19 protein-coding genes and 1 riboswitch are annotated in these 23,625 nt (G+C 58.1%); of the genes, 11 read left to right on the top strand and 8 right to left on the bottom strand.

Translation table 11 applies throughout. The features are described from left to right. Positions 1–4 precede the first annotated feature (4 nt). The 3 genes from MP439_04340 to MP439_04330 all read left to right on the top strand — a co-directional run bounded on the left by MP439_04340 (position 5) and on the right by MP439_04330 (position 3,910). Positions 5–1,195 carry a homogentisate 1,2-dioxygenase gene (locus MP439_04340; GenBank protein MCI2975292.1) on the top strand — a complete coding sequence of 397 codons (1,191 nt, stop codon included), beginning with the start codon at positions 5–7 and terminating at the stop codon, positions 1,193–1,195. Positions 1,196–1,373: 178 nt separating this feature from the next. Next, complete coding sequence (locus MP439_04335) at positions 1,374–2,336, top strand: MBL fold metallo-hydrolase (GenBank protein ID MCI2975291.1); 963 nt, start codon at positions 1,374–1,376, stop codon at positions 2,334–2,336. Then, the gene (locus MP439_04330; protein ID MCI2975290.1) at positions 2,315–3,910 is read left to right on the top strand and encodes an FAD-dependent monooxygenase; all 1,596 of its coding nucleotides are present in this window, start codon (positions 2,315–2,317) and stop codon (positions 3,908–3,910) included. Before MP439_04335 ends, MP439_04330 begins: the two co-directional genes overlap by 22 nt. A gap of 83 nt (positions 3,911–3,993) precedes the next feature. On the opposite strand, the gene MP439_04325 is transcribed toward MP439_04330, so the two are convergent. Further along, positions 3,994–4,701, bottom strand: coding sequence for an N-acyl homoserine lactonase family protein (locus tag MP439_04325; protein ID MCI2975289.1), 708 nt, complete (start codon positions 4,699–4,701; stop codon positions 3,994–3,996). 223 nt (positions 4,702–4,924) lie between these two features. Here MP439_04325 and MP439_04320 point away from each other — a divergent pair, with 223 nt between their 5' ends. Continuing rightward, positions 4,925–6,154, top strand: coding sequence for a 4-hydroxybutyrate CoA-transferase (locus MP439_04320; protein MCI2975288.1), 1,230 nt, complete (start codon positions 4,925–4,927; stop codon positions 6,152–6,154). Between the two features lie 72 nt (positions 6,155–6,226). On the opposite strand, the gene MP439_04315 is transcribed toward MP439_04320, so the two are convergent. Continuing rightward, positions 6,227–7,702, bottom strand: a complete 1,476-nt coding sequence (locus MP439_04315; protein ID MCI2975287.1) for a hypothetical protein — start codon at positions 7,700–7,702, stop codon at positions 6,227–6,229. Further along, positions 7,695–9,305 (bottom strand): hypothetical protein, encoded by a 1,611-nt coding sequence (locus MP439_04310; GenBank protein ID MCI2975286.1) that lies wholly within the window; start codon positions 9,303–9,305, stop codon positions 7,695–7,697. Before MP439_04310 ends, MP439_04315 begins: the two co-directional genes overlap by 8 nt. A 195-nt stretch (positions 9,306–9,500) precedes the next feature. Between MP439_04310 and MP439_04305 the strand changes: the two genes are divergently transcribed. Continuing rightward, on the top strand, positions 9,501–10,274 hold the full coding sequence (locus tag MP439_04305) for a crotonase/enoyl-CoA hydratase family protein (protein ID MCI2975285.1): 774 nt from the start codon (positions 9,501–9,503) through the stop codon (positions 10,272–10,274). An 806-nt stretch (positions 10,275–11,080) separates the two neighbouring features. Here MP439_04305 and MP439_04300 read toward each other — a convergent pair. Further along, a complete protein-coding gene (locus MP439_04300) occupies positions 11,081–12,019 on the bottom strand; it encodes an amidohydrolase family protein (protein ID MCI2975284.1) in 939 nt (312 codons plus the stop codon). A 557-nt stretch (positions 12,020–12,576) separates the two neighbouring features. Between MP439_04300 and MP439_04295 the strand changes: the two genes are divergently transcribed. Next, a complete protein-coding gene (locus MP439_04295; GenBank protein MCI2975283.1) occupies positions 12,577–13,152 on the top strand; it encodes a DUF1707 domain-containing protein in 576 nt (191 codons plus the stop codon). Between the two features lie 1,258 nt (positions 13,153–14,410). On the opposite strand, the gene MP439_04290 is transcribed toward MP439_04295, so the two are convergent. The 4 genes from MP439_04290 to MP439_04275 form a co-directional block, all read right to left on the bottom strand. Next, a complete protein-coding gene (locus MP439_04290; GenBank protein ID MCI2975282.1) occupies positions 14,411–14,881 on the bottom strand; it encodes a methylated-DNA--[protein]-cysteine S-methyltransferase in 471 nt (156 codons plus the stop codon). Further along, positions 14,878–16,383: a helix-turn-helix domain-containing protein gene (locus MP439_04285; GenBank protein ID MCI2975281.1), complete on the bottom strand. Its 1,506-nt coding sequence runs from the start codon at positions 16,381–16,383 to the stop codon at positions 14,878–14,880. The genes MP439_04290 and MP439_04285 overlap by 4 nt, the downstream gene beginning before the upstream one ends. 450 nt (positions 16,384–16,833) lie before the next feature. Then, positions 16,834–16,980, bottom strand: a complete 147-nt coding sequence (locus MP439_04280; GenBank protein ID MCI2975280.1) for a hypothetical protein — start codon at positions 16,978–16,980, stop codon at positions 16,834–16,836. Positions 16,981–16,990: 10 nt separating this feature from the next. After that, positions 16,991–17,569: a hypothetical protein gene (locus tag MP439_04275; protein ID MCI2975279.1), complete on the bottom strand. Its 579-nt coding sequence runs from the start codon at positions 17,567–17,569 to the stop codon at positions 16,991–16,993. Positions 17,570–17,647: 78 nt separating this feature from the next. Between MP439_04275 and MP439_04270 the strand changes: the two genes are divergently transcribed. From MP439_04270 to MP439_04250, 5 genes are all read left to right on the top strand, one after another. Then, complete coding sequence (locus MP439_04270; GenBank protein ID MCI2975278.1) at positions 17,648–18,745, top strand: transglycosylase family protein; 1,098 nt, start codon at positions 17,648–17,650, stop codon at positions 18,743–18,745. 173 nt (positions 18,746–18,918) lie between these two features. Beyond that, a riboswitch (Fluoride riboswitch) is annotated at positions 18,919–18,980 on the top strand. A gap of 56 nt (positions 18,981–19,036) precedes the next feature. Next, positions 19,037–19,978, top strand: a complete 942-nt coding sequence (locus tag MP439_04265) for an NADH-quinone oxidoreductase subunit H (protein MCI2975277.1) — start codon at positions 19,037–19,039, stop codon at positions 19,976–19,978. Positions 19,979–19,988: 10 nt separating this feature from the next. Continuing rightward, entirely contained in the window at positions 19,989–20,669 is a 681-nt protein-coding gene (locus MP439_04260; protein ID MCI2975276.1) for a hypothetical protein, read from the top strand. Then, the gene (locus tag MP439_04255; protein MCI2975275.1) at positions 20,666–22,135 is read left to right on the top strand and encodes a hypothetical protein; all 1,470 of its coding nucleotides are present in this window, start codon (positions 20,666–20,668) and stop codon (positions 22,133–22,135) included. The genes MP439_04260 and MP439_04255 overlap by 4 nt, the downstream gene beginning before the upstream one ends. Then, positions 22,132–23,625, top strand: a complete 1,494-nt coding sequence (locus tag MP439_04250; protein MCI2975274.1) for a nickel-dependent hydrogenase large subunit — start codon at positions 22,132–22,134, stop codon at positions 23,623–23,625. The genes MP439_04255 and MP439_04250 overlap by 4 nt, the downstream gene beginning before the upstream one ends.

Raw genomic sequence — 23,625 nt, 5'->3', positions numbered from 1 at the left:
ACGAATGCCGTTCTATACCCGTTTGGGAGAGATTCCGCGCAAGCGTCACCAAGTGACCCGCACTGGAGAGGGTAACCTCATCAACGAAGAACTCATGGGCAAGGAGGGGTTTGCGGCGGAGTCTGCCCTGCTCTATCACCGTACGATGCCGACAGCGATCGTGGATGCGGAGACGCTGATCGATGGTGATGCCCCGCTGAATCCCAACACACCGCTTCTGCCACGTCATTTAGTGACGCCCAAACTGGTTAGTCAGTCTACGACCGATCCACTCGGGCGCCATCTTCTGCTTGGCAACCATGACGTCCGTCTCTCCTATGCCATGCTTGACGAGGCTACCGGGCTCTATCGCAACGCTGTCGGCGATGAATGCCTCTTTGTGCAGGCGGGGAGCGGCTCCGTGGAGACGGTCTTTGGGCTGTTGGAGATTCGTGAAAAGGACTACGTCGTGATCCCGGCCTCGTGTACCTATCGGGCGATTCCGGCTCCCGGTCAACGGCTTGAGCTGCTCGTGATAGAGGCACGCGGTCATATCGAATTCCCGGCCCGATATCTCTCAAAGCGTGGCCAGCTACTTGAGTCAGCCCCGTTTTCAGAGCGTGACCTTCGAACGCCAAGCGAGTTGTGTATCGTGGAGGAGACCGATGTCGAGGTGCTGGTGAAGACCAGGGCTACCATGACTCGTTATGTCTATGCTCACCATCCCTTCGATGTCATTGGCTGGGACGGCTGCCTCTATCCCTTCGTCTTTAATATGAGTGACTTTGAGCCAATCGTTAAGCGATTCCATGCTCCGCCGCCCGTGCATCAGACCTTCGAAGGGCCAGGCTTTGTCGTCTGTAGCTTTGCACCACGCCCCTTCGATTTCGACCCGACGAGCGTCCCCGTTCCCTATAATCATGCCAATGTCGATAGCGATGAAGTGCTGTTCTATGTCGACGGCGATTTCATGTCGCGTAAAGGATCCGGCATTGAGGCCGGATCGATCTCGCTGCATCCGGCTGGATTCATCCATGGACCACAGCCCGGATCGGTCGAGGCGGCCCTGGGCAAACCAGGCACGAAAGAATGGGCCGTCATGGTTGATACCTTCGCGCCGCTCGAACTCGGACCGGCGGCCAATGCGATCGAGGATCCCAACTACCCCTGGTCCTGGTCCAAACGGCACAACAACACCGCTGTTGAGGATTCATGATGGTCACGTACGTAAGTACTTCGCAGGTCATCGATTGTCTCGGGCAGCCAGGCAAGTCGGCAAGGCAGCTGGGCCGGCTAGCTCGTGCCAAGCGAGCGGTCGTCGCCTCGTCGATCGCCCAACGTTCCATCGCGTAGTCGTCAATCGCCAAGTGAGAAGCTAGAAGGAGGAGTGTCCGTTGACAAAGAAGCCGTTCGCATCATCGGCTGATCTCAGCCCCAAACAGGAGCGTTTTGAGACGATTGCCCCTGGGGTTTTTGCCATGAGCGCCGAAGGAGACCCGAACGTCGGTGCCATTGAGGGGGAGGACTTTCTCATCTGCATCGAGGCACGTGCGACTCCGGTAGCGGCGCAGCGTTGGCTGAGCCGCCTGCGTGAGGAGAGCACCAAGCCGGTTCGCTTCCTTGTGCTATCTCACTATCACGCGGTGAGGGTGCTTGGGGCATCCGCCTTCGAAGCCGACGCGATCGTGGCACATCAAAGTACTGCTGAGCTCATCGAGGAGCGGGGCCAACAAGACTGGGAGAGCGAGTACGGCCGTATGCCTCGCCTGTTCGAGGAGCCCGATTCAATCCCAGGGTTAACCCACCCGACGTTGACTTTTGCCGATCAACTGCACATCGAGCTAGGTGCTGATCGGGGACATGTCGAGCTTGCGTATCTTGGCCGTGGCCACACCCGAGGCGATATTGTCGTTTGGCACCCCAAGAGTCAGACGCTTTTCGCTGGTGACCTCGTTGAGGCTGAGGCGGCGCTCTATACCGGCGATGCTTACCATCGAGAGTGGGCGACGACGACACTTGACCGTGTCGCCAGCCTTGGAGCACAACACCTGATTGGTGGAAGAGGCAAAGTTGTGCACGGAGCAGACCAAGTCAAGGCCGCAATTGAGCAGTCGCGCGGCTTCCTCAGGACCCTGATCGATGAGACGCAGAAGGTAATCGACCACGGTGGAAGTCTCAAGGAGGCCTTCACCGCCTGCTACGCAGCACTCAACCCTGTCTATGGACAATGGCCTATCTTCGAACACACGGTTCCCTTCGATGTTGCCCGCGTCTTCGATGAGCTCAACGGTGTCGAGCATCCGGTGATCTGGACCGGATCGAGGGATCGCGAGATATGGGATCAACTCCAAGACTAACGCCGGAGGTCGTCGTCATTGGTGGGGGTCCGGTTGGCCAGACGGCGGCGCTGTTGTGTGCCCAATGGGGATTACGAGTCCTCATACTTGAGGCGCAGACGCATCGGGACCGCACCGGTTCACGGGCTATCTGTCAACAACGTGAGGTGCTTGATACCTGGGATGCCATTGGAGCCGGAGTACTCATCGATCGTGGGATTACCTGGTCAAGGGGGCGTACCTACTACCGAGACCAGGAGATCTTCTCGGTCGAACTGAGGGATCGTGGCTCCTCGCTGCTTCCGCCGTTCGTCAACATCTCCCAGTCTGAGGTGGAAGAGACGCTACTTGGGCTCATCGCGTGCAATCCGTTCATTGAGGTTGAGTACGGTGCGATCGTGACGCAACTGCAAAGCGACGATGACAAGGTCACCCTTGAGGTCGAGACACCGAAGGGGTCGCGACAGGTTGAAAGTCGGTTTGGAATTGCCTGCTGCGGTCTGCATTCCGAAGATTTACGTGCTCAGCTTGGTATCGATTTCCCCGGACGGTCGTTCGACGACCTCTTCTTGATCTGCGATATCAAGGCCGATCTACCCACTCAGCGAGGGGAGCGTCGCTTTCACTTCGATCCAAGCTGGAACCCGGGTCGACAGGTGCTCATTCATGAGCAGCCTGATAGTGTTTGGCGAATCGATTGGCAGGTGCCGGAGGGGTTCGACCTTGCCCAGGAGGAGGCCTCCGGGGGGTTGGCAGCACGTATCCACGAGATCGTTGGAGACCAACCCTATGAACTCGTTTGGCGATCGGTCTATCGCTTTCAAGGGCGAGTCGCAAGCCGCTTTCGTCGCGGGTCGATCTTCTTGGCTGGAGACTTTGCTCACGTCTTTGCCCCCTTTGGCGCCCGAGGGCTCAACAGTGGCGTTCATGACGTCGAGAACCTCGTTTGGAAGCTGGCGATGGTTTCGCGTGGCTTGGCTGATCGGCGACTGCTGGACACTTATGAGGTGGAGCGTCGGGCAGCGGCGCTCGAGAATCTCGATGTAACATCGGCCACGATGCGATTCTTGGTCCCTCAGACGGCGGCCGATCGACAGCGCAGGACTCGTCTCCTCGAAGGCGCGGCCGAGGGATCGAGTGCCGCCATTGCCGCGGTCGACTCGGGGCGCCTCTACGAACCCTATTGGTATGTCGATTCCCCGCTCACGACGCCACTACCCGGCCGTGCCTTTAGCGGTCGACCGAGTCGTGGCGAGCCCGTCGACCCGGTTCCAGGTACAATTTTGCCTGACCAAGCGCTCGGCGAACTAGGAGGTGCTGGCCAACATTACAAGCGCCTGCGCCAACTCGTCCACCGAGGCTTGACGGTGTTGAGTGATGAGCCGTCACTGGTTCGGATCCCAAAGGAGTTACCGGTCAGCGTTCTAGATCTGGCCGTCTTGGACCCGGAGCGTTCACTTCGACGGGCTCTGGACCTTGGCGAGCGGCCCGTACATCTGGTCGTCAGGCCCGATGGACACCTTGCTGCTATCATTGCGGGCAATGCCGATCGAGTGACCCCCGCGTTGATGCGGGCGCTTGCGAACCCGGCGTAAGGGCTCATTTTTCTGTTTGTACGCTCTATGAAGCCACAGCAAAGGCAAACGATCTGTATGGAGCCCTTGCGACGACAGTCGGGTTAGCTGCCGGGCTCCCAGATAGCTTGGTCATGAGCAAAGACGATCCGCCGGGGATCAAAACTTTCAAGGAGTTCGAGCCAAGCAGCGCTAGGCGCCAGTTGGCGGCCCTCAAGGCGGCTGGCCTTACGTGCGAGATGTTGTGCTCCAAAAGCCGACGCGGTGTCAGTGGCCTGTCCCGCCACAATGAGTGTGCCGTCGGTGCCTTGAACGACAAGCGACTGATGTCCTTGGCTATGTCCCGGTGTTGGAATGAGCGTGAGGCCAGGAGCGATAGATGTGATTCCATCGAGAATCTCGTAGCGTGCTCCGACGAAGTCGATCAGGTTGGGCATGGTGTAGTTTGCGCCGCGGGCAGTGCGAAGTTCGCTCTCTTGCATGAGGATTGCACGGTCACTGAAGTCGGCGTTGTGACCACAGTGATCGAAGTGGAGGTGGCTATTGGCTACCAAGTCGACCATCTCAGGTCGAGCCCCAACCTGTGTCAATGCTGGAACTAGGTCTATGCGCCGCGGTTGGTAATGGTCCTCGGTCTCTGGGTCTACCGCGCCAATGCCGGTGTCGAAGAGCAGCGTCACCTCTGGATGCGTCACGAGGTAGGCATAGACCGGCTCGACGTTCGCTGTTTTAGTCGGCGTCTCGCTGGCTGGACGAACGAAGAAGCCAAAGTTGATACGACGGACATCAAGGCGACTTAGTTTCTTGGACATGGATGGGTATCCTCCCTCTCGCCATAAAATACCAGCACAGTTCGCAATTCTAAGGCTAGGATGGCTGGGGCTTGGTGGGCTACTAGCTGCATGGGGCTTGTCGATCAGCGAAGGTGCAAGGACGTGCAAGGACGTTCACCGTTGGGCTGCTACTGTCTCGATCGAATCCATGGTGGTAGTTTCTGATTGCTGATTGGTTGTAGCGAAACTGGGAGGCATGGTTTTGGAGCTGGTCACGTATGAGGTAGCCCAGGAGCGGTTCGAAGCCGTAGCCAAGAATTCGCCAAGGGTGGTTGCCGGTGGCAACTTTGCAACCCCGATGACCTTGCTCAATGCCTTCGATGCTGTGGTCCCCTCCTACCGGCTCTTTATCCTGAATCCACATGGGGCGATTCCAACTCGGGAGGGAGTCACCTACGAGAGTCCATTCTTGGGCCCAGCGATTCGAGACCGTGGCCGACAGCTGGAATATCTACCAATGCGACTGTCCCTGGTGCCATCGCTCCTCGGTTCGGTGAGGAAGCCCGATATTGTCTTGATCCATGTCTCAAGGCGGCGGGGAGATCACGTTTCGCTGGGTACCGAGGTCAATATCCTGCCTGCCGCGATTGAGCAGACGCGACGCAACAAAGGCCTCGTGGTTGCTCAGATCAACGAGTTGATGCCCTATACCTACGGCGATAGCGAGCTCGCTGTCGACCAGATCGACTTTGCCATCAGTGCGAACGAACCGTTACTAAGCCCGACGGCGTTGGATCCAGCCCAAGGGGTCGCCACCACGATTGCCAGCCTGGTCACCGAACTCATCGAGGATGGATCGACCTTGCAGCTCGGCATTGGCGCGATCCCCAATGCCGTCGCTGCACTGTTGACCAAACGACGCCAACTTCGTATCTGGTCGGAGATGATCAGCGACGGCGTACTGAACCTGGAGCGGGTCGGCGCACTGGATGGTGATCGTGCGCTTGTCGCGTCGTTCCTGTTCGGGTCCAGTGAACTCTATGCTTGGTGCGACTCGAATCCTCGACTACGCTTGGCCCGTACCGAGATCGTCAACGATCCCTCCAAGATCGCGCAACAACCAGGCATGACGGCCATCAATTCTGCGATCCAAGTCGATCTTTTCGGTCAGGCAAATGCGAATTTTGTGAACGGTCGCTTTTACTCTGGGATCGGTGGGCAAGCTGATTTCACCGTCGGATCGCTCCACGCGATTGGGGGACACTCGATTATCGCGCTGCCATCTTGGCATGATAAAAGTGCAACCTCAACGGTTCTTGAGCGGCTCGATGGGCCAGTAACGTCTTTTCAGCACTCCGCCATCGTCTCTGAACAGGGTTCCGCTCTGCTCTTTGGTCGATCCTCTTATGATCAAGCTGCAGCTATTTGCAACAATGTCGCTCACCCAAAGGTTCGTGACCAACTCCGTGAGGCGCTTCGATCCATGCACTAGATTACGGATGTTGGGTCTATGAGGCCTTGCGCCCACTTGTTTGCTGGTCACAAGCATGCCGGCGGGCGCCGTTCACCAACCACCGAGGCGTTCGTAGATGTCCATGGCCGAGGAGTCGGCTGGTGGTGCGGCCAATTCGATGCAGTAGGTACGTTGACCGTTGTTAACAACCGCTGGTCGCAGGCTCGTGCCGTCGGTGGCTAACGATCGTGCGAGGGTAGGGTAGTGGGTGACGACAATCGTAGCGATGTTGCGTCGCCTGAGGTCATCGATAAGGGCAGTCGCGATCGCGCAGGCCTCCACCTCGTTGGTAGAGCTCAGTGGCTCGTTGAGTAAGAAGAGACCTCCCTCGGACAAGGCGTTCACGGCTTGACTGAGGCGAAGCAGTTCGTCGTCGAGGCGTCCTCGTTCGAGCGCGCGATCTTCGTCTCGAGGGAAGAAGGTGCTAAGGGCTGTGCGGACGTCGGAGCAAAACGCGTCTGCACAGACGAAGAGACCAACTTGCATCATCAGTGTGGCCAGCGCGACGCTGGTGAGCCAGGTGGTCTTGCCTCCCGAGTTGGCTCCACTGATTACGATGGCCGAGCGTGTGCTGGCATCAAGATCATTAGCGACCGGTCGTTGGCCTGTGCGCAAGCTCAGCGTTGGCTCCACCAGGGTCGAGAATGTGATCCGACCCTCGTTCATGGTGGGCTCTGGGAAGCAGAGTGGGAGATCGAGCGACTGGAGCCGATGGTAGAGATTCAGAGCGCCAACGAGCCAGGCAAGCTCGCGTCCTAGTCGGACGAAGAAGTCGATGACGACGCCGAGGCCTTTCGCGGTTGTGCCGCCGATATCAACAAGCGCCTCATTTCTCAGCTCGCGCAGTGTCTCGCTCCCAGCCTGATCACGCGGGACGATCTCGATGCGGTTACGATCGCCTCTAACAAGGCGCAGCCGATCTCGCCAACCACGACCCTCAAATGGGCCCTCAAGGAGAGGCTGGTGACTTGTGAGGTTGCCGGCAGTCAGGTTTGCCCTTGCCATGAGGCCGTGTTCGAAGCGCAACTCCTGGAGCGTGATCTCCAGACTGTCCAGATAGTCCGGTGTGAAGTTGGTGGAGATGGCTTCGACGAGGAGTCTGAGGCCGGCCGATGTGACGGTGGCGTCTGGCTTGGCGACCCTCTGTGCGAGCGACCGGAGATCAGCGATGAGTAGGGTCAAGAGTTCTCGGGAGCGAAGCAGTGTCGAGATGGGGGGTTGGGGCTTCAGGGCATAGGCGGATTGGCGTTGTAGCTCAGCTCCATGGCGTGCGATCGTTTCAAGGTCGCGAATGAACTCAAGATGTCCGAGCGCGTCACGAAACACCTCTTGGCGCCACCGAATCACAGCTGGGTCAGATGGTGCGTTGATGAAGTAGTGCTGGGCAACCGCTCCGAGATGCTGGTCACCGTCGGCCATGACCTCAATGAGTGCTCCCACCCCGAGGTCGGTGAGTGACGCATCGTTAGTGAAGGCAGCACCGCTGTGTTGGGTGTCAGGTGGTGTGAGAAGATTGACCTCAATCATTATCTGTTGCCTTGATGAGTCCATAACGTAAGGCGAGCTCAAGCGCGAGGGCCCTTCCTTGCGGGGGTCGCCGTTGGAGGCGGTGGCTGGGTAGGTGCGTATCCTCGTCGACCATGGCTACCAGTGAAACGACGCCGGACTCAGGACGGGCGAGTTCGTCGACGAACGTGACGAAGATGCATCGAAGGTTGCGCTCGTTGCACCGATCGATGAGGAGCCGTCCAAGCTGGGCCGCATCGTCGACGCTCGTGGAGCTAAAGACCTCATTAGCGATGAGCAAGGACTGTTCCTTTGCTAGCTCGAAGAAGGAGCGGACGCGCTGGATTTCGCTTTCAAGGCGTCCTTGAAGGCGATCGGTCGCCTCTTGCTCTGAGAAGACGGTGGCAACCATTGGGGCGCGCGTGATGGTAGCGCGTCGCGCTCCGACCGGAAGCCCAAGGGCACCAATGCAATAAAGTTGACCGATTGAACGGGCATAGGTAGTCTTTCCACCATCGTTCGGACCGGTCACAACGATGACGGTCTCGTCGCCGGTGAGCTCAAAGGAGTTTGTTACTGGTGTTGAGTTGGAGCTCACGAGGTCATGAGCGAGCGCCAGATCGTATACCTCATCGGCTCGTTGGAGCCCTGGTGTGCTGTTCACATTCGGAAGCGTCCAAGGAAGACCTTGTGCTTGTAGCGCTAGGAGCTCCTCGATCCAGGCGAGATAGAAGGCGAGTTCACGTTCTATACGCGGAATCCAAGGGATGAGAAAGCGCTCATGGGCACCTGGGAAGGTCGCGAGCTTCGAGAATTCCTCGGGGAACAGGTGTGAGACGATGACAAGGATCTGGTCGTCGATGTGGGTGCTCGAGCGTCGTCGTAGCTGCGTCGGTGGTTCAGAACCACTGGAGTCGCCAAAACGAGAAAACAACTCCAGGAGGTGATCGCGATACCTTGTGTCATCTGAATCGCTCGGCTCCACGGTGATGGCACTATCTTCTAGGATGAGCCGATAGCTGATGGCATCGAGCGCCGCGCTGACCGCATGGGCATCGTTTGAGAGTTCACCAAAGTGTTCGGTGCTTACGGCGTCGCGAAGTGATGCTGCGAGACCTTTGAGACCTGCGGATTGCCATGTGACGGTATCGAGTTGTGCCACAACGGCCTGCATGGTCTCGGTATAGACGATGATGGCATCAAGGAGCCAGCGCTGCTTGTTCAATGACTGCCGACCCCCCTGCATCGCTTTGAGCAAGAGTTCGACCCGTTCGATACCCTCAAGGAGGAGGAGAATCGGGGCGCGACCACCAGGGTCGAGGAGGTCGCCTGCGATAGCCTGGCGAAAGCGGATTGCCTCGCAAGAGATGAGCGGTGTTGTGAACAACGGATACAGATCGAAGGCTTCGAGTCCATGGGTGATGGCCCCAAAGAGCCTGTCAAGCGCCAGATCGACAAGGACCCCTGGGGGGATCGGATCTCCCAGTTGATCGCGAGGGCCTAGGAGGCTCTTGGGTTCACCTTTGGGGCTGAGATCAGTGAGCGTGTGCCCAACGAGCTGGCTTGTTGTCCAGGTCGTGTTCGGTTCTCGTTTGATGAGTTCTCTCAGGTACGCCTTGGACAAGTAACTCCGTCCTCTCGCAGTTCGCCGTAGGAGTCATTAGTGAAAGAACCGTAGGTGAACTCCATCACCACTCGGCAGCCTAGTGGAGCGTCGCGATCGGACGCCACTTGCTCGTCGGTGCCGAGCTGGAGGCAACGCCACCGCTAGGTTGGAAGGATTGGTAAGGGGTTATGTCTATCACGAGGGGAGTTGGTGATGGCGGATATTGAGGTTCGAGACGACGACGTAGTCCGCATTGTTACCATCAACCGTCCCGAGGCAAGAAACGCGATCGATCGAACAACTGCGGATTGGCTAGAGGAGACGTTTCTTACCTTCGAACACGATCCAAAGGTTCACGTCGCCATCCTGACGGGCTCTGGCGGTACATTTTGTGCTGGAGCAGACCTCAAGGCGATCGCGGCGGGCCATGCGAATCGGCTCGACGAAGACGGTCCGGGACCCCTCGGACCCACCCGGTTACAGTTGAGCAAGCCGACAATTGCTGCCATTGAGGGTTACGCAGTAGCAGGTGGTTTGGAGCTCGCGCTCTGGTGCGATCTGCGGGTGATGGCATCGACGGCGGTTGTCGGGGTCTTCTGTCGCCGCTTTGGTGTCCCGCTCGTCGACGGCGGCACAGTACGGTTGCCGAGAATCGTCGGACTAGGCCGAGCGCTTGATCTCATTCTGACTGGCCGTGCAGTCGGCGCTGAGGAGGCATTGGGGATGGGCTTGGTGAGCCGAGTGGCCCCGAGCGGTCGAGCGCTGCAAATAGCGATTGACCTGGCTCGCGAGATTGCCCGGTTCCCCCAACTCTGCCTGCGAAACGATAGGGCGTCGGTCTATGAGGGTCTTGACCTTGAGTTCGTGGCGGCGCTTGGGAATGAGTTTGGCTACGGCCGCCGCTCCTTTGCGGCGGAAGGCGCCGAGGGTGCCACCAGGTTCACCAATGGGGTGGGACGCCACGGCGAGTCCATCGATCTCGGTTAACACCGAACAAACTCTGGACGCGCTTGGCTGTCAACGATGGGCATCACGCGCAAGGGGCCGGCCGGCCGCTTTGATGAGGGCCCTGGTCCTCCATGCGATGGCCTCGGATTGGGTTGGGGCTCTGCTTGTGCTCGGTGCTCATTCTTTGCCGACCACGAGCCTACCGTGGCCTTAGACATGGCCCAGGCTGCAAGTTGACTGCAGTGGCGAGTGTATTCCCTCGGAGCTCACGGCGCGAGCCGCGGCTCGAGGGAGGGCCTGGTCACGCCGTGTCGGCTCAGTTGGCCTTTGCGCAAGGTGGGGGCTCGGACGGCAGGACGTTCTGGAACTGGTGTGAGCCGATAGGACGCAGAGCCAGCAGACCGATGATATCGTCGAGATGCTGTCACAGTGTGTCGGCCTGGACAGCCCCTTGAGCGTGGTCTGGTGACTGAACCTGTTGCTCTGGATCGGTTTCATGCCCCTTTGTTGGCCAGCTCTGTGTGGTTGCGTCGCTGTGACGATCGCTGCAGCGAGCATGTACTCCTTCCATCACGAGGAGCCACGCTCACAGATCTGAGATGCACGTGCTGGCGCACAAGTGTCAGGCACACTACTTGGATGCGCGCGAGCCGGACACGCCAAACGATTGGTAGTACCGGTCTAGTGCGGTATCGGATGGATGGGCATTTGATGAAAGGCGGTAATCGATGCGCTGGGTACTGAGAGGGGGTCGAGGCTGGATGTCGTCGCAGGCAGCCTGGCTCGAGCGTCCGAGGAAGCCAGACCATTGGTGATCGTTAGTTTGGGCGGTAACTTGTGCTTGCTCAAGGATGGATGGCCAACAAGTGTTCGACATTTTGATGAGCGATCTTGTGACGGTCTGCAAGAGAAAGAGGCATGGAATCGAGAAAGGCCCGAGCATCTTCGTTGCGGGCAAACGGATAGTCAACTGAGAAGATGAGTCGGTCGACGCCCACGATCATCGTTGCACATAGCAACGGAGGGATCGTAAAGTAACCCGATGTCGTGATGTAGAAGTTTTCGCAAAACGTCTGGCTGATTGAGCGCGTGAGCTCGGGAGTCACTCGCCCAAGCGTCGCCTCCGCCCTGGCAAGAGAAAATGGTACGTTTTCGCCCATGTGGCCGATGATGATCTGAAGGTGTGGGAACCGTTCGAACACGCCAGCCACGATAAGACGCAAGGCGTGCAGGCCGGTTTCCGCGTGCCACCCCCAACCACTAGTCGAGAGCACCTGTGCGACCTCAGGTTTGAGGTCGCTGTAATAGGCGGCAAACACCGCCGGTACTGGCGGGGTGGGATGCAGGTAGATCGGAACGCCGAGCTCCTCGGCTTTGGCGAAGGTGGGGTTGAGGGCCGGTGAGTCGCAGAACACTCCGTTGGCATGACCATGGATCATGGCACCTAAGAATCCGAGGTCCTTGACGGCTCGCTCGAGTTCGGCCGGGCAGGACTCTGGTTCGGGCGTTGCTAAGGCCGCAAATCCTCCAAAGCGATCGGGATGAGCAGCGATGATGGTAGCAAGCCTATCGTTCCACCTCCTAGCCTCTGAAGCATTTTGAGCATTGGGTGGTGTCGAGGCGAGTACTTGAAATGAGATGCCATTGCGATCCATATCGGCGATGCGTTGCTCTTCGACATCATCGAGGCGATCGCCAAGTTCGCCTGGGTATCTTGTCGATCCACCTCGTTCTGCCTCAAGGTCTCGTGGGGCGAAGTGCTCTTCGATGGCAATGATCCTCATCGGCTATCCCTCCATATCCATGTCTGAGAGATCCTACTGGTAGGGAGGGCTTGTCGATCACGAACGACCCGTGTGAGTGTCTAGACCGCGCAGCCCAACCATGGTCGCAGCGGGTGTGGCTGTGCGGATGGCGTTTGGCATGAAGGTGATCCCAGGCCGATGGTACGATCGCCACCTACTGGTCTCATGTGCGTAACGATTGCCCGGTGGCGTGGACCAACTGTAGTCGTGGCTTGCCAGTTGGTGTTCTCCAACAATGCCATGTCGTGGCTCAGGGGTATCGAATCAGGCAGGTAGTTTCGTGTACAGGAAGTTGGGAGGTCGCACACGCGTTGAGACCAAGCAGAGATAGGGTTTGTTCTCTACGGTGTCATCACCGCCGGTGGCTATCGCATATGCCCAACCGTCATTGATGGGGCAGGCGATCTTGTTCGCTACGTTGTTCGTTTAACCAGCTGTCGCGTAGTTCATGGTACAACCACGTCCGTCCACAGACCGTAAACCATGGCCGAGAGTCCGTCAAGTTCAGCGATGACATTCGTCTAGCATCTATCGCAATGGGGGATGAACTCGATCAGCGCTGCTCTGATGATGATCGAGATCGTGCCGTTTTGAAGTTGAGGGAGGCGTTGTCCGAGGGGCGTCTCGACCGATCGGAGTTTGGGGACCGCGTCGATGCAGTGCTTGTGGCACGAACCCATGGCGACTTACGTGTCGTGCTTGCTGATATCGATATCACGGGTGTTGGTGGCGCGAGCGTAGGCCTTGAGCGACCAATGCTGCCGGGACCAGGCGAGGCCATGACGTCGGGGACCAAGTTTGCCCTGTCCATCTTTGGCAGCCAATCGCTTGCCCCGCGTTCTACTAGAACAGTGGTTGTCGCGATTTTTGGTTCGTCGCTGGTTGATCTTTCAGGGTTATCTGTGACACAGCGCCGAAGGATCGTTGCAATTTCGCTTTTTGGTTCGACGAAAGTTGTGCTTGGTCCCGAACAGCGTGCACACCTTGGCGGCCTTGCAGTGTTGGGGTCGAAGCGGCTGAGCCGACGAGTACGCTCCAACGGTCCCATCACGGTTGAGGTCACAGGCTTAGCGTTGTTGGGCTCCGTCGCTGTTGTCGGTAGACGGCATTAGCGTCCCCTCTCAGAAACCCCCTCAATGAGATTTTTCAACCCGTACGCCTGGTGATCCTCGTTGGCATCTGCTCCAGGAGATGCCCGGTGATCAGAGATGAGGAAAAGTACCTTACAACAGAGGAGCCGACACCGAAGGTCGGTGGGCATCCGATCTTGCTCACATGACGCTCACACAAGGAGGAGCGAGAGCATCTCTTAGCCCTCATCTGTTACACAACGCCTCCACGGGCCAAGGTGGGCAGAGCCACGATCATCTTGGATGATCGCATGGTTGGCAGATGAAGGGACAAGAACCATCGCGATTGTGACAACACGCTCTCTATCGATTGCAAACAGGAGATGGGTGGAGGTGACGGTTCTCGTTGTTTGGGGTTCAGATGCTCCAAGATCTGGAGGCTTCAAGGACCCACCAAAGACGACGAGATCGCCAACACCCATCAACGCCCATCACCACGACCAATCCATTGGATTGATGAACGCATGAACACCATCACAGCCCTCGCCGGCGTGTGTTGGCGCGGAGGCTGAGCGGATGTGTAGGTCAACCTTTGGATTGGATCCTGGTTGAGACCTCCACGGTATCTGATGACCGAGGAGTTCATGCGAATGGGTCACAAGGCATTGCTGGCATCTATCTGTGTCCCCTGGAAGCGCACCATCGTCCTCTCGTGTCGACCCAGGTGCAGGCCCCCAATCGTACCCAGTCCATGCTCTATTTCCAGGGGTTCTCTTGCGTCAAAGGTGCGGGCACAAGCGTGGGCGGCATCAGCAACTATCACGTGCGCTCTCGATATCGCATCAGGCAAGGTCTTACCGGCGGTTGCCCAAGAGGGCCATCGGGTTCAATTTAGCTCTTAGAGTTCATCGACAAGATGAGTACCCAAAGAGCCTCCAAGTCCATCTTGTCCCCATTGATGACGCAAAGCTCCAACAATCCGTCCAGGTGCAAACCTTGCCCCGTGCACCCCCGCGATGTACCCTACTTCACGCCCGCGTCCTGAGATGTTCCAAGCCAAGTGTTGGTTCCAAGCCCTTACCACCGGGTACCTATAGCGCAGGTTCATCCCCGCATGAGCGAACTCAACAGCGTGATTACTAAGTGGGTCAAAGCCCAGAACGAACACCCCAAGCCCCTCATCTGGACCAAGAGTGCCGACGAGACTCTCGCCGCTGTGGAGAGATAGCTGGGCCCAATAGGTACGAATGGAACTTCTGAGTAGGCACGCTAGCAGACGAGCGGTCGTATCACGAGGAAACTATCCCGCCTCCAGCTGAAGCAGGACACGTTTGGCACTCAATCCTCCGGCGTACCCGGTTAGGTCTCCGTTGGCTCCAATCACCCGATGACAGGGAACGATAATAGCGATCGGATTACGACCGTTAGCCATCCCCACAGCCCGCGCTGCGGCTGGCTGGCCGATACTGTGGGCGATCTCGCCATAGGAGCGGGTCTCGCCGTATGGGATCTCGCGCAGGGCATCCCATACCCGACACTGGAAGTTGGTGCCAGTAGGTGCCAGTGCAACATCAAAGTCGGTTGGCTCGCCTCGGAAGTACGCCTCGAGTTGAGCGACCACGTGAGGAAAGGCATCAGCATCCTTTACCCACTGGTTCCGAGATGCTGGTGGATGGGCCGCATTCTCCATCACCAGATTGGTAATGCACTCTCTTAGTCCAGCAAGTGTGATGAGGCCGACTGGACTATCGAGAGTTCGATACCGGATCACTTGCATGTTGCCTCTCCCTGTGGCCAACGGTTGATCGGATGATCCTGGGTGGCCCATAAATATTGCACAGCATAGGACCGCCATGGCTGCCACCGTCGACTGTGAGCCACCAGTGCCGCAGGACTCACAGGCAGGTCAAGCGCCGCAGCACCCTTCACCACGCCCATATCGGTAGCCGGAAACGCATCTGGATCGCCAAGCGCTCGCATAGCGATGAGCTCAACCGACCACGGGCCGATACCAGGCAGTTCCGCTAGGTGGTGACGGGCACGCCTACTGTCTGCGCCAGCATCAAGCTCAACCGAACCATCGGCCAGCGCGCCGACCAAGGCCACTAGTGCTGTCCGTCGCGCCCTCGGCATCGCCAGTGCCTCTGGATCAAGATTCTGTAATGCCTGAGGTGACGGGAATACTCGACTCAACCCACCGTCCGGATCATCGATCGGGGTACCGTGTTGTGCTACTAGGCGGGAAGCATGGGTACGCGCTGCCTTGGTTGATACCTGTTGACCGAGTACAACCCGAACTGCCATCTCTGCTCCGTCTACGGTGCGCGGAATTCGACGGCCTGGCGAATGAGCCACCACGCGGGAAAGCGCCGGATCGTTGGACAGGGCAGCAGTGAACGCCTCGGGATCGGAGTCTAGGTCGAGGAGCCGGCGGCACCTTGCTATAGCAGTGGGGACATCACGCAGGTCCTGAAGGACCAGCCGGCATGACACGTGGTCACTGAGTGGCCGAAGCGAGACGATCCCGTTGGCGTTGGGTAGCCGGAGCGTACGTCGATAGGCACCAGCACGGACCTCCTCATATCCAGGTACACCGGTAGCTGCCAGGTGACCAAAGAGGCTCTCGGGCGCCAACGGCGAACGGAACGAAAGGCGGAAGGTCAAACTGCCGGGAGTCGTGGAATCAATCGTCGGTCTCGGCGTGCCACGACCGGTGGCTCGCACACGCAATTCGGTTGGCGTGCAAGCAAAGACCGAGCGCACGGTGTCGTTGAATTGGCGGACGCTCGAGAATCCAGCTGCGAACGCGACATCGGAATAGGTCATGGTGGTCGTCTCGATGAGAAGCCGCGCAGTCTGAGCTCTGTTGGCCCGGGCGAGGGCAAGCGGCCCAGCACCGACCTCAGCCATGAGGTGCCGTTCCAACTGGCGGGCGCTGTAGCCGACGCGGGACGCCAGCCCGGCCACGCCCTCGCGATCGACCACGCCGTCTGCGATCAACCGCATTGCCCTGGCGACCAGATCCTGACGAGTATCCCATTCGGGTGAGCCAGGTGACGCATCGGGTCGACAGCGCTTGCAGGCGCGGAACCCCGCCTGCTGTGCTGCTGCGGCAGTCGGATAAAATGCTAAGTTCCGAGCCAAAGGCGATCGAGCTGGACAGCTCGGCCGACAGTAGATCCCAGTGGTGATTACCGCAGTTACAAACCAGCCGTCAAAGCGGGCATCCTTGGACTGGATAACCCCAAAGCACCAATCAAAATCCTCGTGCATAACACGACCATAGCAGCCCCAACACCTCTTGACTGGCAAGATTCCGACACAGCAGTGACATCATATCACTCCCACTCGGTGCAGACGAATCGACTCTTATGATCTCGGGGTTGACGAGGCTATATCCTCCCATCCCCTGTCTATTTGGGTTCAGGTTTCAGTCTGAGTACAGCTCAGATGTCATCCCCCCCAGACTATCGGAGAACCCCATGGGAGTTGACATCAACTGACCTAAAACAAGCGAAGAGAGGCGGTCCTGCGCTCGGGGGGAACTGTCGTGGTGTCAGAGGGGACCTATCGAAGGCAGAATCGGGCTCTTAAGACGTTGAGATGGGCTACCAGGGGTAGATCGTGGTGTGCTGACGACCCTGGAGGGCATCTTCAGCTTGGCTACGTCGTTCTCGGGCATGACCTTGCCAGAGGCCCAGCGCAGGGAAAAACTGTTGCTATTCAAGGGGTGGCGTCGAGGCGGAAGAGCAACACTAGCCATTGGTTCCAGGCGAGGATACGCCAGAGGACCTGGCGAGCACCCTTCACGATCTGGCAGGGGATCTCGATAAAGGCCTGGCGGAAGGTGTAAAACTCCATCCCCAACATGAGCCGACGCTCACCATTGTGCTTGTTGTCCCAACGAGGCGAGATTGGTATAAGTAAGGGACACCAGGCCTTCAGTGTCCAGGCGAGTGACGTCATCAACAAGTAGGTCCAGTTGGCAGGTGTTGACCGAAGCGTGAAACGCACGCACCTCCCTCTTTAGCTGGGCGTGCAGATTATCTTGGTCACAGCGCTGGTGAGCCTTGGCGACGACCTCGCCTGGGGTCATCTTCTGATCATTGGTTATGTAGAACAGGTAACGGTACTCGTCAAAGAGTACGTTGTCTCGCCGCTCAACCGAGATGTTCTTGCGCACTACGACGACCCGTTGGTCATTCGTACTGGCGACATTGCGGTAGGAGAACTCGGAGACCTCCGCTGAGTACTGACGTAGCTTCTTGTAGTTACGCTCTCTCACCAGGGCTCCGCGGTCGCTTCGATCACCTCCTGGCCGGGGTCCTCGGTCGTTGTTGAACGGCGCTATCGCCGATGCCGGTGAGGAGCTATCGCAGGATTCGTTCGCTATGAGGCGTTCCGTATAGATGAGTTGGTTTCCTTTGGCATTGAGCCATGGCGTCGTCACGGCCAGCACCGATTAGCCACGAGTAGTTGTTGGAGTACTGGGGCTGCTATGCTGAGAAAACGCGAAGGATGGAGTTGAAATAAGGCCATGCCAGCGAGGACGTTAGCAAAGGGAATTGTCTATTCGATAGGGTTACTGGGTTTGACCCTGCTGCCCACAGTTCCCGGTGTGCTTACCAGCGCCTCCAAGGCTACCCTCCAGACTCAGGCAGACCAACTGAGTCGCCAGATCGCGGTGCAATCAACTCAGATTCGAACAATCGCGGTGCAGGCGGCTTCGGCCAGGCAACAGGTGCTCATCGATCGCACCAACCTCACGAGGGTTACCGCCGAGCTTGCACAGGCTCGTACGCACCTAGTGAGTGAGAAACAGCTTCTGGTGCGCTACGCGGTCGCCAAGTTTACTGATGCACCCGGGTCGAGCTCGGTAATCTCGACACTGAACACCAATCAAAATAATGTTGCAGCACAGAGTGCCTATGAAAGTGTTGCTAGTGGATACATCGTCAACATCATCACGGGATACCGGCGCGATCAACAGGTGGTCACGACGCTAGTCAACGCTGCTGCTCACGCCCTAGCTTCGGCATCGCAAGCACAACAGAGGCTTTCGCAGGAGTTGGCGTCGTTACAGGTAGCTATCACCAACGAGCAGTCCTCACTCTCGTCCATGCATGGTCAGATCGCTCAACTTGTGCAACAACAGCTGGCTCAACAAGCAGCCCAACAGGCCGCCCAGCAACAAGCTCGAGCTCAGGCCGCCCAACAACAAGCAGCCCAACAGGCCGCCCAGCAACAAGCTCGAGCTCAGGCCGCCCAGCAACAAGCTCTAGCCCAACAGGCCCCACCAACGTCCTCACAAGGAGCACCAAGTGCGAGCGGTGTGGCTGCCGCGGTTTCGACAGGTGGGGCTGCTGGACAGTGGGGAGGTACGCCAGCACCCCCGTCGCCGCAGGCTTTTAGTGCTCTGCGTAATTGTGAAGCAGGTGGGAATTACCAGGAGAACACCGGCAACGGTTACTACGGTGCCTACCAGTTTTCTGCTGCTACCTGGGCGGGTCTAGGTTTCAGCGGCCTCCCCTCAAGCGCGAGTCCCGCCACACAAAATCGGGCTGCCCAAATTGAACAGCAACAGGGTGGGTGGTCGGCATGGCCTGAATGCTCGCTGATCCTCGGCCTCGGATGATCGACGGTTTTCGCTCCTTGTCACGTTCGGCTACACGCGCGCTGGACTGCTCATGGCGGTCGCTCGAGCATTGCGTTGCGATTGGTGATGGCAACCCAGCATCGACAACTGATCGCAGCGTCTGGGCCTTGTGGCTATTAAGTTGACAGCCAAGGAAGGTCCAAGATAGGATTTTGACAAGGGGTGATGGAGTCCACCTTGCACTGCCCTTGTGGCTAATGACTCCTCTGCGGAACAGGGTCCTGTCGGGTTGTCCGGCAAGGACTGTCGAGACGGAGGAGTGACAGCGCTGTGAGCGATGTGGTGTTGCAGGTCTGCCAAGTGCTAACCATAGTCCTGTTGTCCCCGTTGATTCACGGGTTCATTGTCTTCGCTGAGGAGCGCGTGCAAGGGAATCGGGGGCCCTCTATCCTGCAGCCGTATCGAGACCTTTGGAAGTTGTTCCATAAAGAGCAGCTTGTGCCGACCTCGGCATCGTTCCTGTTTTGGCTCACCCCGGTCGTTGCCTTCGTCGCCATGATGATCGTTCCTATGTTGATCCCTGTGTTGACGAACTTTCCCTTACCATTGTCGAACATCGGGGACATCCTCGGCGGCGGGCTTATCTTGACGTTGGCAGCCTTTTTTCTGAGTCTGGCTGGGCTTGACACCGGCCATCCATACGGAGGGGTGGGGAGTTCTCGGGAGTCGATCCTTGCTATCTTGGCAGAGCCCAGCCTCATCATGGTGTTCATTGGGATTACCTTGCTGGCGGAGTCGATGCTTCCGTTCGTTGTCAATCATCTGCTCGTTGGCAGTCTTGCAACCTATCTCAGTCCGGCTCATCTGTTCTTCGTCGCTGCCTTCTTGATTCTCCTCACGGTGGAGACCGAGCGACTTCCGATCCACTCGTCAATCCACTACGAGGTCTACATGATTGGCGAGGCCAGGATCCTGGAGTACTCGGGGCCGATGCTCGGTTTGATCCGCTGGTCGTCGTGGATGAAGCAAGCCATCCTGTACACCATCTTCCTTAATGTGCTTGCCGTTCCGTGGGGACTCTCGTCTACTGGATCGGTTCCGAGTGTTGCCATGAGCGTAATCGTGCTTTTGGGCAAGTGGCTGATCGTCGCGTGCATCATGGTTGTCGTCGAGACGGCACAGTCGCGGCTCCGTTTCTTCCGGTATCAAGAGCCCCTGGCGCTCGCACTCATTCTGGCGGTGCTCGCAGTCGTGGCGCGACAGGTTCTGTGAGGTTGATTCCATGTCGATGATTACACAACATCCAATCGTGGTGGCGGTATTGAGTTTGGCGCTGTTCGTCGTGTTGATCCTGAGTTTTGTGATTCTCGGGTCGCATTGGGTCCGTAACCATGTCTATGCCTTTGCCCTGCAGTCGTGGGTCATCGGTTTGATCTCAGTGATCGTCGCCATCTGGGGACATTTCCCGCTTTCCTATGGGATCGCAGCGCTCACGATCGTTGTGCGCGGCATCTTGATTCCCTTCTTTGTCGTGCGCATTCTCGATCGGACGGGAGTTGGCCGCGAGTCTGCACCGATTTTGCGCTCAAGCTCGGCAGTAGTGGTTGGTGGCGTGTTGGTGATCTTTGCTTTCGTGATCGCGGAAGAGGTTGCCCACCAGCTTGTTTCGCTCCCTGCCGTCGCGGTGTTGGCGCTGACGGTGTTGCTCGCCGTCGACTTCATCGCGTTTTTGATGTTGTGCCTTCGCACCGAGGCTTTGGCGAGCCTGTTGGGGCTGTTGATGATCGAGAACGGTATCCTCGCTGGTTCACAGATCCTCGTACCGGGTATGCCGTTTTTGTTAGAGATTGTGATTCTGTTCGATCTGTTGATCATCGTCGCGACCTATGCGGTGTTGGCGCCATCCTTGCGCGCTCGGACCGGTGGAACGGACGTGCGAGCGTTGCGGGAGCTTACCGGATGATTTTGACCCTTATCTTTATCATGCTGGTGGTGACGGCAGCCGCAGCGCTTGTCTCACTCGGCGCGCCACGGATTGTGCTGGCCGAGTGGGCGAACCAGATCGCCTCGATTGTCGATCTGGGGCTCATCTTCTGGATCCTGTTTCTTGTCCCAAGCCATGGTGTCGTCGGCGTCGACTCGTTGCTGATTATCGATCCATTCGCAGTCTGGGTACTGGTGTGTGTCTGTCTGGTGTACCTCTTTGCCACGGTCTATGCGCGGGGTTATCTTCGGGAACAAAACCGCTCAACACGTTCGCTGCGCCGCTTCTATGCCCTCTTTGCCTGCTTCGCCCTCGTTATGCTACTGTCGCCGATTCAAAACAACCCTGGGCTCTATTGGATCGCGATCGATTTGACCACGCTGGTCAGTGCCGTACTCGTAGGGTTGGAACCGCATCGACGCGCGACAGAGGCGGCGTGGAAGTATCTGGTTGTCGTCGCCGTCGGTCTCTCGCTGGCGCTCATCGGGACGGTGTTGTTCTACTTTGCCGGTACGTTCACCGAGGGGCCGCAGTACCCGATGACCTGGCAGAGTTTTACCAAGTTTGCCCCACATGCGGATCCATCACTGTTGCTGATGGCCTTCCTGTTGGTCATGGTTGGTTATGGTACGAAGGCTGGGCTTGCCCCGATGCATACCTGGCTGCCCGATGCCCATAGCGAGGGTCCAACACCGGTGTCGGCGATGCTCTCTGGAGGAGTGCTCAACTGTGCGATGCTCGGTATCGTTCGTTTCCTTGGCATCATGCGCACGACGACAATGGGCGTTTATGCTGGCACAGGACTTGTGATCCTCGGGGTCGCGAGTCTGGTGGTGGCCGCCCTCTTTATCACTCGCCAACGAGGTATCAAGCGGCTAGCAGCTTACTCGAGTGTCGAACACATGGGGATTATCGCGCTCGGATTCGGATTCGGTGGGGTCCTCGGTACCGTCGGTGCTCTCTATCAGATGCTGAACCATTCGCTGACCAAGTCGGCGGTGTTCTTCGGTGCTGGCAACGCGATCGAAGCATTTGGGAGTCGCCAGATCGCCGATATCCGTCGGGTGGCCGATTGGTTCCCGGTGATGGGCGCGACCTGGCTCGCTGGGGCCTTTGCAATCACCGGTGCGCCGCCATTTGCGCTGTTTTTGAGCGAGTTGACGATTATGCGCGGCGGCCTGGCCGGACCGAACGCCTGGGCTGTTGGTGTCATGGCTGTTGCCCTGATTGTGATCTTCGTCGGCTTTATGACTCATTTCCGTCGAATGTACTTTACTGGAGCACGCCCACCCGCCACCAAGCACAAGCCCAAGGGGCCCATCCCGATCACGTCGGTGGCGCCGATGGTGGTCGCCCTCGTCGTCGTGTTGGGTCTCGGTATCTGGTGGCCGCATCCACTTTGGATTTTCTTTACCCATATCGCAGCAGTTGTGGGAGGTCGATGATGCGACCCTGTGAAGAGTATATTGTTGACGATCCGGGACAGCTTGGAGACATCCTTGCCCAGCTTGCGGCTGATCCAAGTGCGCCGCCACGGACCTACAATCGGCTCCAAGGGATCTGGGCGAGGCAGGTTGGGGACGACATCGAGCTCAGTTATCTGGCGAGTGCGGCCATTGGTGAGCCGTTTCGTCTCTGGCGCTGCCGGGTTAGCCCCGGGACCGAGGTGCCTTCGCTGTCGCCGATTGTTGCACTGGCTGGCTCTTACGAACGTGAGGTACGCGATCTCTATGGTATTGACTTTGCTGGAGCCCTTGATCGGCGGAGTCTGATCTTCCACCATGCCAAAGCGAGGGGCGCTCCTTCACAAGACCAACAGGTCCCAATAGCACCGTCGGCACCGACCATCGTCGAGAGTCCGGACCTTCAGCTGTTGCGCTTTGGCCCGGTGCGTGCCGATGTTGTTGAGTCTGCAAGGTTTGCCTTCAGTTACGCCGGTGAGGGGATTGTCCATCTTGAGACGCAGTTTTTCTATAAGTATCGCGGCATGGAGAAGCGCTTTGAGGGGGCGACACCGACGATGGGGTCGATCCTTGCCGAGCGGGTCTCGGGGGTCGATAGTGTCGCCCACGCCTTTGCCTTCGCGTTGGCATGTGAACGCGCTGTTGGTATAGAGGTGCCTGAGCGGGCCCAACAGCTGCGGGTGTTGTTGGCGGAGCTAGAACGCATCTATAACCACCTTCACTACTTCGGTCTCCTCGCAAAACTTACCACCTTAAAGGTCGGGGAAGCCGAAGGTCATTATCTCGAGGAGCTGGCCAAACAGACCAACGCCTCGTTAACCGACAGCAGGTTTCTGCGTGGTTTGATCACCCCAGGGGGGCTCCGGAAGGATCTCGATGTCAGTGCTCTTGAACCAATGCTTATGGATCTCGAAGAGCGAGTCCAGGGTTATCTCGGTACGCTCAACGGAACGCGAAGTTACCTGGATCGGATCGAGACCACCGGGGTCCTTGAGACCCACGTAGCGCTCGCCCAAGGGGCCACCGGCCCCATCGAGCGCGCTAGCGGACTCGATCGTGATCTACGACGTGATCATCCCTATGGTGGTTACGATCGCTACCAGTTCGTTGTGCCTGACGCAAGTGCCGGTGACGCGCGTGCTCGAGCGCTCATCCGAGAGGAGGAGTTGTTTGCATCGTTTGCCATTGTTCAACAGATCCTCAAACGTCTTGACCATGGTCCGATTCAGGTACCGTTTGAGGCCGCAAGCCTCACTGGTGAGGCCGAGGGCCTCGGATGGGTGGAGGGGACTCGAGGTACGTTGATCTACGCCGTCTATCTCGAAGACGGTCGCCTCACGAGGGTCAAAATAAAGGAGCCCTCCTTCTCGAATTGGCGAGTCTTCCCCTACACCGTGGATGGAACCAACATGATGGATTACGCCATCAACGAGGCCAGCTTTGGTCTTTCGTTGGCAGGAAACGATCGTTAG

Origin of the sequence: Ferrimicrobium sp., from assembly GCA_022690815.1 — a bacterium.
Lineage (GTDB): Bacteria > Actinomycetota > Acidimicrobiia > Acidimicrobiales > Acidimicrobiaceae > Ferrimicrobium.
This window is presented reverse-complemented; position numbering and strand designations above follow the sequence as displayed.